Origin of the sequence: Hanstruepera ponticola (assembly GCF_002940745.1) — a bacterium.
Taxonomy (GTDB): domain Bacteria; phylum Bacteroidota; class Bacteroidia; order Flavobacteriales; family Flavobacteriaceae; genus Hanstruepera; species Hanstruepera ponticola.
The window spans coordinates 177,389-190,887 of record NZ_POTB01000002.1 but is presented as its reverse complement, the minus strand read 5'-3'; the positions used below and the strand labels follow the sequence as shown (position 1 = coordinate 190,887).

Annotated in this window: 11 protein-coding genes; 1 reads left to right on the top strand and 10 read right to left on the bottom strand. The window is 32.6% G+C overall.

From position 1 onward, the window contains the following. Positions 1–164: 164 nt before the first annotated feature. From C1S72_RS12345 to uvrA, 5 genes are all read right to left on the bottom strand, one after another. Complete coding sequence (locus C1S72_RS12345; protein WP_104736032.1) at positions 165–3,002, bottom strand: gluzincin family metallopeptidase; 2,838 nt, start codon at positions 3,000–3,002, stop codon at positions 165–167. Then, on the bottom strand, positions 2,999–4,270 hold the full coding sequence (locus C1S72_RS12340; protein WP_104736031.1) for a T9SS type A sorting domain-containing protein: 1,272 nt from the start codon (positions 4,268–4,270) through the stop codon (positions 2,999–3,001). The genes C1S72_RS12345 and C1S72_RS12340 overlap by 4 nt, the downstream gene beginning before the upstream one ends. Positions 4,271–4,297: 27 nt before the next feature. After that, a complete protein-coding gene (locus C1S72_RS12335; RefSeq protein ID WP_104736030.1) occupies positions 4,298–4,987 on the bottom strand; it encodes an LOG family protein in 690 nt (229 codons plus the stop codon). Between the two features lie 166 nt (positions 4,988–5,153). Beyond that, complete coding sequence (locus C1S72_RS12330; protein ID WP_104736029.1) at positions 5,154–5,324, bottom strand: lmo0937 family membrane protein; 171 nt, start codon at positions 5,322–5,324, stop codon at positions 5,154–5,156. Positions 5,325–5,379: 55 nt separating this feature from the next. Beyond that, a complete protein-coding gene (gene uvrA, locus C1S72_RS12325; RefSeq protein ID WP_104736028.1) occupies positions 5,380–8,211 on the bottom strand; it encodes an excinuclease ABC subunit UvrA in 2,832 nt (943 codons plus the stop codon). A 101-nt stretch (positions 8,212–8,312) separates the two neighbouring features. Here uvrA and C1S72_RS12320 point away from each other — a divergent pair, with 101 nt between their 5' ends. Then, the gene (locus C1S72_RS12320) at positions 8,313–8,840 is read left to right on the top strand and encodes a hypothetical protein (protein WP_104736027.1); all 528 of its coding nucleotides are present in this window, start codon (positions 8,313–8,315) and stop codon (positions 8,838–8,840) included. A gap of 8 nt (positions 8,841–8,848) precedes the next feature. On the opposite strand, the gene C1S72_RS12315 is transcribed toward C1S72_RS12320, so the two are convergent. Genes C1S72_RS12315 through C1S72_RS12295 form a run of 5 tightly spaced genes read right to left on the bottom strand, consistent with a single transcriptional unit; the run spans position 8,849 to position 13,438 of the window. After that, positions 8,849–9,565, bottom strand: a complete 717-nt coding sequence (locus C1S72_RS12315) for a hypothetical protein (protein ID WP_104736026.1) — start codon at positions 9,563–9,565, stop codon at positions 8,849–8,851. A 4-nt stretch (positions 9,566–9,569) separates the two neighbouring features. Continuing rightward, the gene (locus tag C1S72_RS12310; protein WP_104736025.1) at positions 9,570–10,460 is read right to left on the bottom strand and encodes an ATP-grasp domain-containing protein; all 891 of its coding nucleotides are present in this window, start codon (positions 10,458–10,460) and stop codon (positions 9,570–9,572) included. Then, the gene (locus C1S72_RS12305) at positions 10,457–11,125 is read right to left on the bottom strand and encodes a DNA alkylation repair protein (RefSeq protein ID WP_104736024.1); all 669 of its coding nucleotides are present in this window, start codon (positions 11,123–11,125) and stop codon (positions 10,457–10,459) included. The genes C1S72_RS12310 and C1S72_RS12305 overlap by 4 nt, the downstream gene beginning before the upstream one ends. 1 nt (position 11,126) lies before the next feature. Next, positions 11,127–12,833 carry a gamma-glutamyltransferase gene (gene ggt / locus C1S72_RS12300; protein ID WP_104736023.1) on the bottom strand — a complete coding sequence of 569 codons (1,707 nt, stop codon included), beginning with the start codon at positions 12,831–12,833 and terminating at the stop codon, positions 11,127–11,129. Further along, positions 12,830–13,438 carry an acyl carrier protein phosphodiesterase gene (locus tag C1S72_RS12295; RefSeq protein WP_104736022.1) on the bottom strand — a complete coding sequence of 203 codons (609 nt, stop codon included), beginning with the start codon at positions 13,436–13,438 and terminating at the stop codon, positions 12,830–12,832. Before C1S72_RS12295 ends, ggt begins: the two co-directional genes overlap by 4 nt. Positions 13,439–13,499 lie beyond the last annotated feature (61 nt).

The window sequence follows — 13,499 nt, the reverse complement described above, 5'->3', positions numbered from 1 at the left end:
TGGTATTTTTGCAAAGATAGCTAATAATGAGAAGATTTGCAATGCTGAAAACTGTTATAAAATTGAAAATAACTCAATAAAAAGCTAATGAAATTCAGATTTATTCAATAAAATTAAAAATTCGGCAATTTCATTAAGAATAATGTATTGATAGAAAATATTTTTTAATACCAACGTCTTGAGAATAGACCTAATAGGGTTTTAAAATCTAAAGTAACTATAAAACGAATTTTTTGATCATAATTTGGCTGCGCAATTTCCCAGCCTAAATTTGAATAAACAGGGAAGAAAATTTCAAAGTAATCTTCAACCAAAATAAACCGAAGACCAGAATCATAGACAAATTCGGCATTTGCTCCATGATTTTTAACAAATCCAACATCACCATATGCCATGATATATTTCCAAATGGTGGTACTACCGTTTAGGGTGGTTATCCACTGATTGGCAAAGCCAGGATTTAATTGTGATTTAAAACCACCTTCAGCTACAATCAACTGTTGGCTAAATAATCCAGCACTCTCCGAACGACCATAGTAATTATAATCAAACAAATAATCTGTTGGTCTGTCTAGAGCAAAACTAAAATAATCAGAATCTTGATATGTTTTATTATACAGAAAAGCTCCGGCAAACAATCTTAAGTGATATCTTCTGTTTTTTGCAGTCAGTTTTCTATATTCATAGTTCAAAGCTACTTTTCCAAATTTCTTGGCTATTTGTAAGTCTGCGAACCAAGCAGAGAAATCTATTAAATCTTTATCTACGTGATTAAATCGCGCATTAAAGACACTATAATTTGGCTCTAGAGTTTCAGATGTTAAAACAGCATTTGGATCTTCGTCTCTATTAATATCAATATAGCGTAAGGATAAGTAGTTACGCATGTTAGACCTTAAGTTGTCGTTATCTCTGAATTGAAATTGAACACCAGGCGTGAATTTTGTTACAAATAAATCATCAGCATAGCTTTGGTAGCCAGCACCTATGCCATATCTAATTAAAAATAGGCTTTGAGAATTGTCAATATATTGATTGTAATCTAAAGAAACTCCTCCTGTTAATGATTTTGATTTTAAACCGTATTGAGGTGATATTTTATAATTAAAGGCTTTTTTTAATACAGTTTTATTATATGCTTTTACACCCAGTACAATACCGTCATAAATGTTATTGAATTCTACAATTGGCATGAGGAACAATTGATTGTATTTTGGGTCCTCAATATCCTTAATCAAACGTATTTGTAAAGGTCTATTAAATACAGCATTTGTTAAATCTTTGGTGTTGTTTCTTAAGTTGAACTCTGGGACAATCTGATCCTGATTTAAAACAAGTTTAGTGTAACCATTATCAGGAATAACAACAACGATTGAATCTTTTACAGGATCAATCCAAATTTTAGATTTAACCTCATCATCAATCATAGAGAATAACGATATTGGTACAACAGCCTCATTTCGATTTTTAATGGTTACTTTGATTGAATCATTGGCTTTTACAACTTCTGAAATGGTGTAGTCAATAACTTTATCTGTTTGTAGATAATCGGTAAAAAACCAGTCTATGTTTTTCTCTGTTTTAGATTTCAAAAACACTTCGAAATCCTTGGTGTTAGTGGGTTTTAAGGTTCTAGATGTTAAGTATTCTTGTATAGAGTTTTCAACAGTGTTAGAATTAATATAATTTTCTAAATATTTCAATCCAACACCAGCTTTGTATTTGTTTGCAATATTTTCATTGAATTTTAAAAGTGAATCTTTAGACATGGTTAAAGGCTGATCAATATTTCCTCTGGCCATATGCATATAAAGAAAACTATATTGAGCATTAAAATCTAATTGTGCTGCATGAAAAGATTTTAGTCCCCAAATACGTGAAAGCGTACCAGCAAGTTTCATTTCTGGGTAAAACTCATCAACATATTTCATGAGGTAATATGTTTGAATGCCATCAAGAATCCATTGATCTTCTCGTGGATTTATGAGTAGGGTATTTTCTAAATAATTATGTAAAGCGGTCTTTAATATTTTTAATTCATATTGAAAATTATCGGGAAAAGGTCTTATGAAATCTGGCAGTAAATTCAATCCATAAATAGGACTTTTTTTATAATCAATATCAGTTACAAGTAATTTTTTATGTGGATAAGAACCCAATGTTTTGGATAGAAAAGAGGCAATATTATCTGTTATCAATGCCTTACTCAAGGGATTTAATTCTTCATCATCAATATTGGAAACTACAGTAAAAAAATCAGTTTCAATTTGCTTAAAATGAGAGGTTTTATTTATAAATAACTTTGAATTTACTCTATTTTCACCAGTAAAAACAAAGACTTGATTACCATCAATTTGGTTATAATCAAATTGATTTAACTCAGAAACTACATGATATTTTAAAGGACAGGTTAATTCAATACGAATATCAGATTTAGGAACAAACATATCATCTAAATCCTTATTACTACTGTATTGCCATTCACCATTATAAACTGCGGGCGTTATATACCAATACCTTAAGTTGTAGTCACTATTAGAAGTCACACCATACCTTGTAAACTTATCATTAGGTACTTGAACAATATAATTTAATTGAATGGTATAGGAATCACCTGGCTGTAATGTCTCGCTTAATTTAACTTTTAAAACATCAATCTGCTCTTTGACTCTTTCAAAATTTAAATCAGTTTCATTTTGTTTTACTGAAGTAATTACTGAATAGCCTCTATCTTCATTTTTAGCAAAATGAAATTCAGTTTTGAATTCTTCAGAAAATCGTTTGGCCAATGGCGTACTTTTGGTAGAATAACTATTACTCCAATCATTCAAATATATAGACTGTAAGGTGTCTTGACTGGTGTTTTGATAGGTTATTGTTTGAGATATTTTTATCTGATTGTTTTCAGTATTGAGTTTTGCCTTTATATCAATAGTATTTTGACTATAGGAATAAAAACAAGCAACTGTTAATAAGACATTTAAAAAATAACGTATTCTCAATTTATTTTGATAAACTTTAAAGGTTCAACATGAGTATTGAGTGGCATAATGTAATAGATGCCACTTGATAGGCCTGCTACTGGTATCGTATATTCATACGAAGAATTTATAGCAACGGTTTTAACTGTATGACCTAATACATCATAAATTTTAAGTCTTTTAGTGTGGTTTGATTGATTATTAAATTTGACTCTTATATTACTTTTGACAATGTTTGTGCCTACAATTTCAAAAAGTGAACCGTTATTATATTCAGGAGTGCTCAATAACGTTTCTGTGGTCTCAATCTGTAGTGTAACGGGAAGATGGTCGCTAAAATTGTGCAAGGCATCTCTAATTTCAAAAGAAAAAGTAGCTCCATCGCATTCCGTATCGTTGATAGCATTGTTATAACAATCAATATTGCCATTATTTCCATACGCCTGATAGGAATCTGATCTATAGTAAACATCTGTGTTATTGATCATGTTTTCTGAACACATAATAAAATCAAAACGATCATCAAATCCTCCAGTAGTGCCACCCATACCAGTTTGGGTTCTCGTTGATTGCGTAAAAACATCAATATAGTTTGTGTTATTGTGCCAACTCCCGATTTGATTGGCTGGATCAATAAAGACAATATTATTAATATTATCAATAAGCCTTTGAAAAGCTGGTTCTGAACTTGTGTAAACATTAAAATCTCCAGCTAAAATTACATTGCTGTCCACAGGGAAGTTTTCTAAATAAATGATGAGGTCTTCGACCATTTCTAATCGAAGTTCCTGATTTTCTTCACCACTAGATGCTTTTAAGTGACAAACAATAAAGTCAATGAATATAGGTTCTGTGTCTTGATTAATAGTGTTTAATTTTAATCTATAATGGTTGAAATCCCTAAAAATTGTAGTAACAATATTCTGACTTTCTAAAATAAATTTTGAACTATCATAATACAACAAATTCTGAAGATCATTTTGGTTACCAATCGTGTCATCTGATGAATTTAGAGTGAAATTTGCTTTTTCAAAATTTGGATTGATACTATTTTGAATAAGATTCAGAATACTGTTGGCTCCTGACTCATTATTTAGTTCACAAACCATAAAAACATCAGGTTGATAGTCATCCAAAATAGTTTCTAAATATTGCAATCTATTTGGAACAGCATCCTCCAATGGAAAATTCAATAAATTATAAAACATAACATTGAAGGTTTCTTGTGCAAACAAGCCTGTTATGTTTAGTATGGCAATAAACCATATATATTGAATTTTTCTTTTCATGCTATTAATTCAGGGATTTTTACTGTATTAGAAATTAGGACTCAAGCCAGATTCTTTATAGAAGCTATCTAATATTGTAATGACTTCATCAGCAGTATCAACGAGATGTATTAAATCTAAATCTTTTGCACTAATATTTGTAAATCTGTCCAAAAGTGTTTCCTTCACCCAATCCATTAATCCAGTCCAGAAATCGGTACCTACAAGGATGATTGGAAATTTTTCAATTTTATTAGTTTGGATAAGTGTGATTGCTTCAAACAACTCATCTAAAGTTCCAAAACCACCTGGCATCACTACAAAACCTTGTGAATACTTTACGAACATAACTTTTCTAACAAAGAAATAGTCAAAATCTAAACTTTTATCAGAATCTATATACGGATTATCATGTTGCTCAAAAGGTAATTCAATATTTAATCCAACAGATGTGCCTCCAGCTATATGAGCACCTTTGTTTCCTGCTTCCATAATACCAGGTCCACCACCTGTAATAACTCCATAACCGTGTTCAACTATTTTGCTTGCGACTTCTTCAGCTAACTTATAATATTTGTGATCCGGTTTGGTTCTTGCTGATCCAAAAATAGAAACGCAAGGACCAATCCTGCTTAATTTTTCGTAACCATTAACAAATTCGCCCATGATTTTAAAAATAGCCCATGAGTCATTTGTTTTTATTTCATTCCAACGTTTATGGTGTTGTTCTTTTTTCATTAATTTTCTGTTTAAAAATTAGAAAGTTCAATTTCAGGATTTTAGTCCGAAGTTTGCAAATTTATGAAGAAATAATTCCTTTTTACTATCTTAATTCTTAATTATTGTGCAAAAAATAAGGTAAACAAGCAGTTTACCTTATTTATTTTTCATTCTTAAATTTAAATCATTTCAAAGGGTTTCTACCAGAAATAATATTATAAAGGATTGCAATTACAGCAATCACCAACAAAATATGAATTAAATTTCCAGTAGCAATTCCAGGTACTATACCTAGAAAACCTAAAAGCCATATGACTATGCATATTACGGCAACTAACCAAAGTAAACTTCTCATAATTAGAATTGTTTAAGATTATAGTCTTAAATATACTAATTAAAAATCACTCTTTTCAGTTTAATTCCTTTTTAAGGAACTTTGCTGTATAGCTTTTAGTGTTTTTTACGAGTTCTTCAGGAGTTCCCTTGGCTACAATTTCGCCACCATTTTTACCACCTTCATAGCCAATATCAATAATGTAATCGACTGTTTTAATAACATCCAAATTATGCTCAATAATTAAAACGGTATTGCCTTTATCTACTAATTTATTTAACACTATCATCAATACTCTTATATCTTCAAAATGCAATCCAGTTGTTGGTTCATCTAAAATATAGAAAGTATTACCGGTGTCACGCTTACTCAACTCTGTTGCCAATTTAATTCTTTGAGCTTCACCACCTGAAAGCGTTGTACTTTGTTGACCTAGTGTTATATACCCTAAACCAACATCTTTGATGGTTTTTAGTTTTTTGTGAATTTTTGGAATATGTTCAAAGAATTCAACAGCTTCATTAATAGTCATTTCTAGAACATCGCTGATGGATTTTCCTTTATAACGAATCTCAAGTGTTTCCCTATTGAACCGCTTACCTTGACAAGTTTCACATTCCACGTAAACATCTGGTAAAAAATTCATTTCAATAACTCGTAAACCACCTCCTTGACAGGTTTCACAACGTCCGCCTTTAACGTTAAAGCTAAAACGACCTGGTTTGTAACCACGAATCATGGCTTCAGGAATTTTTGAATATAAACTACGTATTTCACTAAATACACCAGTATAAGTTGCTGGATTACTGCGAGGTGTTCTTCCAATTGGTGATTGGTTGATATCAATAACCTTATCAATATGTTCTAACCCTTTTATGCTTTTATAAGGCATTGGTTTTTTTACACCATTGAAATAATGGGCATTCATGATAGGGTAAAGTGTTTCATTGATTAATGTTGATTTTCCACTTCCTGAAACACCAGTAACACCAATCATTTTGCCAAGAGGAATATCAATTGAAACATTCTTTAAATTGTTACCTGTACAGCCTTTCAGTGATAAGGTTTTACCATTGCCTTTACGCCGTTTTTTGGGAACTTCAATTTCTTTAGTACCATTGAGGTAGTCAGCAGTGAGCGTGTTGTGGGTCTTTAGTTCTTCTGGCGTACCAATACTAATTATTTCACCACCATGTTTTCCTGCTTTTGGTCCAATATCAATTACATAATCTGCATGCTCAATCATATCCTTGTCATGTTCAACAACTATTACTGAATTGCCAACATCACGCAGAGATATGAGCGATTTTATAAGCTTTTCATTATCACGTTGGTGTAAGCCAATGCTAGGTTCATCCAAAATATAAAGTACTCCAACTAACTGTGAGCCAATTTGAGTAGCTAAACGAATACGCTGGGCTTCACCGCCAGACAAAGATTTTGAACTTCGGTTTAGGGATAGATAATTTAATCCAACATCTAGTAAAAATTGTAACCTACTACGTATTTCTTTATTGATCTCTTCAGAAATTTTTAATTGTGTATCTGAAAGATGGTTTGATAAATCATCAAACCAACCAGCCAAATCAACAATGTCTTTTTCAGCTAATTCTGAAATATTTAAACCATTGACTTTAAAGTATAGTGATTCTTTTCGAAGACGAGAGCCTTCACATTCGGAACACTTTACTTTATCCATATAGTCTTTGGCCCAACGTTTTAATGAGGTTGATTCGGCAGACTTATATTGGTTTTCTATAAAATTAGCAACACCCTCAAAATCTATTTTGTAATCGCGTGTAACACCTAATGTTTTACTTTCAACAGAGAATTTTTCGTTACCACCATAAAGAATAACCTGTTTGGCTTCTTCGGGAATAGCTTTATAGGGGTCGTTTAGTGAGAAATTATAGCGTTGTGCAATAGTTTCAAACTGCTTGAAAATCCAACTATTTTTTTTGGGTCCATGAGGAGCCAATGCACCTGCGTTGATGGATAGCTTGGTATCAGGAACAATTTTATTTTCGTTTATTTGATAGAGCGAACCAATGCCATTACATTTTGGACAAGCACCTTTAGGTGAGTTAAACGAAAAATTATTTGGTTCAGGATTGGGATAAGAAATACCCGTTGAGGGACACATTAAATTTCTACTGAAATATCTTGCTTCTTGGGTGTCTTGATCAATAACCATAAGTACATCGTCACCATGATACATGGCTGTGTTTATGGTTTCCATTAGACGCTTATCATTATCTGCTACATCATCAATTTTTAATCGGTCAATGACTATTTCAATATCATGTGTTTTATAACGATCTAATTTCATGCCTTTTACCAGGTCACGGATTTCACCATCGGTTCTCACCTTAACAAAACCTTGTTTGGCTATTTGCTCAAACAATTCACGGTAATGTCCTTTTCTTGAACGTATTACAGGAGCTAGGATGTTGATGCGCTTTCCATCAAACGATTCTTTAATAAGATCTCTAATTTGCTCATCATTATAACTCACCATTTTCTCACCAGTATTGTAACTGTAGGCATCACTGGCTCTAGCAAATAAAAGCCTTAAAAAGTCATAAATTTCAGTGATAGTACCAACCGTAGAACGTGGTGATTTGCTCGTAGTCTTTTGCTCAATTGCAATTACAGGAGAAAGTCCATCAATTTTATCAACATCTGGACGCTCTAATCCACCTAAAAACTGTCTGGCATATGCCGAAAAGGTTTCTATATAACGGCGTTGTCCTTCAGCATAAATAGTGTCAAATGCCAATGACGATTTACCACTGCCAGACAAACCAGTAATAACCACTAGTTTCTCTCGTGGTATGGTTACGTCAATGTTCTTTAAATTATGGACGCGAGCACCTCTAACTTCAATATGTTCTTCAAAATGACCCATAGTATTGCAAAGTTGCAAAGGTACAATTTTAGATGTTAATTTTTAGTGACCTACTATTCATGATTTTTATTATTATTGTATAAGAAATAAAATTAAAAAACATGAAATTACTCGGAATAAGCTCACGAATTAATCATCCCGAATATGGTAAGGGAGTTGTTACCAATGTAACTTCGAAACATTATTGGGTTACTTTTATAGATAACGGATTGGAAACTATTGATATTGATTCAGAATTTGAAGTTATTGAGGCTGCTGAAGATGATGTGGATACGGTTAGTTTTTTTGATGTAGAAAGCAGTCTGGTGGAGATTTTAAAGAAGTATAGTGACGTGTCTGAAGTTGTTCATATTGCAGATAAATGGAAAGGTGGTAAATTGATTTTAGAGCCAGGCGATACGACATTGCAAAGTAAAGAAGTGCCAATTGATAGTTTTTTTCATAAAATAACTATGGTTCGCGATAGATTGCGAGTCATGGAGCAAAAAATAAATTCTAGTAAAAATTTAGATGAACAGGAAAAAATAGATTTACAACAATATATTACTAGAAGTTATGGTAGTTTAACCACGTTTAATGTGATGTTTAAATTAAAAGACCAACAATTTAAAGGGCAGAGTAGTAAGTGAGTTTCAGATTAATTGGTTCCTTTAACATTACCCATTTCAATACCTAAAAAAAGTAGTTCATGAAATGTTGGCAACTGCGCACCACTTTCAGTGGTTGTCCAATCTGTCCATGACGCTTCTAGTCCGCCAATTGGTAAAATATCAACCCACATTTTAAACTTTGTAGGTTTATGGTTTTTGTCTAAAATCCAAACATAGGAATCACCTGGTGTTGTGCCTCCAGATGTGTATGTTACCATTAAACCTTCTTCACCAGATTCTGTTTTTACAAGGCTTCTTTGAGTTCCTAGGTCAAAAACCTTGTAAGGAGCCACAAGCCAAAAGGAATCGTTATTAAAGTAATCAGTCGCTTCACTTATTAATTCTTTAGCTTGTTCGCCTTCAACCTTAAAATTATGTACATAAGCTTTAGATTCTGAAGGACTATTTAAGTTTAAATCTACTTTATATTCTTTCCAATATACCACACACGTGTTTTGGTCTTTTTGCCATTTAAAATGATGACGATTTTTAAAGGTCCATTCTATATAATTCGTGTTTTTATAGGCTTCATAGTCTAGTGCATTGAGCATAGATTGCGCAAGCGCTTCAGCTTGTTCGCCTTGTTTACCTTGAGGTAAATCTTCATTGTATTTAAAATAGACAAACCCAAAAAATAATAGACTAGGCAAGGTGAAAAATATCACTAATCCAGCAGTTATTTTAAGAACTCTCTTAAACGTCATTTTATTAGATTTTTGCCTTTAAACTTCTAGCTAAAACATCAGCAGCTTTAGGGTGATTTCTAAACCACAATTCAGGTTCAATAAGTTCTAATTCTGAAAGTGCTATTTGCCCTTGGTTATCTGTAAAGATATCAACTCTAGCATAAATGGGCAACTCCTTACATGCTTTTACAGCATTTTCTGCAAAGGTAATTTCTTCTTTCGATGGCACATAGTCGTGAACGCTTCCTCCAAAATCGTCCTGAACCCTAAAATCACCAGGTTTTGCTTTTTTTAAAATAGCATGTGTAAAATGACCATTAAAAACCATTAACGACAATTCACCTTCTAATACAATATTGTGCTGAAAGGGTTGTAGCATCATTGATTCTTGAGTGATTAAAGCCTTAAATATAGACTCGTGTTCTGATAAATTATTTTTATTGAGTTTATAGGTATGTCTTGCAGCACCAGAAATACAGGGTTTTAAAACCGTTTCTTCCCAACTGAGATGTTCATGTAATTGAGCCAAAGTTGTATTTGTTCCCGTCTCAATGAAATGGGTTTTGGCAACGTGTACACCAGCTTTTTCTAAATCTAATAAATAGTGTTTGTCAAGATTCCAACGGATAATGTGTTCAGAATTAAATAAGGTGGTTACTTTGGATATTTTAGTTAACCATTTTGAAAACTCGTTGAATCTATCAAAGTAATCCCAAGTTGTTCTAAATAAAACTGCTTTGGTTTCTGACCAATTAAAATTATCGTCATCCCAGGCTAATCGTAAAGTTTTTAAACCGTGCTTATTTAAAGCATCTTGCACCAAGAAATCTTCATAAAACACATTGTGTTTGTATGCGTCGTTTTTAGAATCTTTTAAATAGCGTTTGTCAGTCAGAATTACAATATCTATCATATTAATCGTCTAATAGCTTCGCGTTTACTTAAGGGTTTTAAAGTGTTGGAATTTACAAAATCTAATACTGCAGTTGGATTCACTTTCCCGTATTCTCTTAATGCCCAACCAATAGCTTTTTGAATAAAAAATTCATCTGAATCTTTATGGGTCAAACATTGTTTAAATAAAAACTGTTGGTTAGTTTGTTCTTTATAACCTAATTGAAAAATGATACTGCTTCGTTGCAACCATAAGTTATTTGAGCCTGAAAATCTTGATATAACTTCAGGTTTTTCTTCTTTAAACTGTTGCAGGTATTTGCCTAAAATTTGTTTAGCAATAAAGTCAACAGAATCCCACCAAGAGTTAGTTGTAATAAGTTTTTCAATGAGTATTATATCTTCTTTTTTGTATGATGTGCGTAATTGTTTTTCAAATAATTCAATAGCAATCATGTGCATCTCACGTTGTGGCATATCAAATAAATCGAAAGCAAGTGTTCTAACTGTATCGCGAATTTCAAGTTTATGTTTTTCTATAATAGGTTTGGATAGCGAACGTCGGAAAGGTGCCTTTATACCATAAAATGTAAATTTATTTAGCATGTATGCAGACATTTGTGCTGCATAATCATGATTAGCATGAGATTGAAATGTATGTTTTAATTCAGTTATAAAACCCATCTTAAAACCCTATAGCTGTATCATCTCCACGCCAGTCGGCACCACCTTCTAGTTTACCGTCATCAGTCACTAATATACCATCAACAATACCAATAACTGGTGAACGCTTTTCATTAATTGTGTATCCTTTTTCTTCTAATTGGCCAATTAGTTCTTTACTAAATTTATTAGGTTCCATACGAATGTAATCTGGCAACCATTGATGGTGAAATCTTGGTGCGCTAACGGCTTCTTGCATGGTCATGTCAAATTCTTGAACGTTTAAAATGGTTTGTAATACGGATGTTATAATAGTAGAACCACCAGGAGTTCCTAGAGTCATTAAGAGTTTTCCGTTCTTTTCAACAATTGTCGGTGTCATAGAACTTAACATACGCTTTTCTGGCTCAATGCTATTGGCTTCTGCACCAGTTAAACCAAACATATTGGGTACACCAGCTTTGCTGCTAAAATCGTCCATTTCGTTATTTAGAAAAAAGCCAAGTTCTGAACAAAACAATTGGGAGCCAAACGTGTTGTTTAATGTTGTTGTTACTGATATAGCGTTTCCAAATTGATCTACAATAGAGTAGTGGGTTGTTTCATCACTTTCAACAAATTCAATATTTCCATGAAACACTTCGCTAGAAGGTGTAGCTTTTTCAAACGAAAAATCACGCATACGATTATAAAGATACGTGTCACTCAACAAGGTATCTGTTGGAATCTGAACAAAATCAGGATCACCTAAAAAATAATTTCTATCGGCATAAGCACGTCTTTCAGCTTCTGAAAGTAGTTGAATGGTTTTAAGAGAATTATGACCAAATTTTTTTAATTCGTAGGGTTCAATCATTTTCATGATTTGTGCTAAACAAATTCCGCCACTTGATGGTGGAGACATGGAAATAACGTTGATATCTTTATATTTAAACGTAATAGGTTCGCGCCATATGGCTTCATAATTAGCTAAATCTTCCAAAGTAATAATGCCACCTCTTTCAGATAAGTACTCAACCAATATTTTGGCTGTTTCACCTTTGTAAAACTCATCTTTACCATTTAAGGCAATCCGTTGCAATGTTTTTGCTAGTTGAATATTTTTTATAGTGTCACCAGCTTTTTTATTTTTTGAATAAAGAATTTCTTTGCCATTAACAGCCCTAAATATGCTATCGTGTAAGTTAAATCTTTCCGCTTGTTTTTCAGTCACTTTATAGCCCTTATTAGCAAGTTCTATAACAGGCTCCAAAATTTCGCTTACTGATAATTTTCCAAATTTTTGTTGCGCTTCAAAAACTCCAGCCACAGTACCAGGAACACCAACAGCTAGCTCACCAAGAATACTTTTTAATGGGATGACATTTTCTAAAGAATCTAAATACATATTTTTTGAAGCTGCCAATGGTGCTTTTTCGCGATAATCTAAAGCGCCAACATCACCATTGCTCATGCGGTATACCATAAAACCACCACCACCTAGATTCCCAGCAGATGGGTAACAAACAGCTAACGCCATTTCAGTTGCCATCATGGCATCGAACACATTGCCGCCTTTTTCAAGGATATCACTACCAATTTTTGAGGCTTCTTTTCTGGCTGAAACCACCATGGCTTTTTCAGTAATAACGCCATATTCATGAGTTTGACTCTCTTGAGATGACGTGTTTCGCTTTTTGCAACTAAAAACTATGCTAATAAAACAAAATATTATAAGTAATTTTCTCATGGTTGGTTATTTAGCTTGTTAGTTAATTCTATAAGTTTATTATTAGAAAACAAAATGAGTTCATCAAAAAACAACGTGAATTCGTTCTCAAATTCAGAATAGTAAGTATTAAGTTCAGTGGTAGCCTTATTCATTTTTGATCTGTTTTGAGTTCGTCTGTTCATACCGTCTAGAACGCGTTGGATGCCTTCAATTTTGGCGTAGTTTAATAACCAGTTATCTGCAATCATAAATGGCATCATTTTTTTTGTGCGTTCAGGTAAAATTTCAAAATTGTCTTCTAACGATTTGTAAAATTTTTCAACATATATGTCTAACGGTGTTTCGGAATATTTCTGCCAGTTTTTCGCTAAAAAATGGTCGTAAAGAATATCTACAATCACACCAGAATAATGACTATAGTTTTTGTGAAGGCGCTTTGTGCTTTGTCTTACAATAGGATGCGCATCAGTAAAGGTGTCTATTTCACGATGTAACAGGATTCCAATTTGTAAATCTTTAGGGTAGTTCTTGTACTTTTTTCCACGAATTCCATCAGCAATAAAATTACCAATTGTAATACTTTCATTGTTTCCTGAAAGATATATATGCGCTAGAAAATTCATTCTGTGAATTTACAAATTCGTAATATAGAAAACATACAGAAAACTTATATTTGTTCAAATT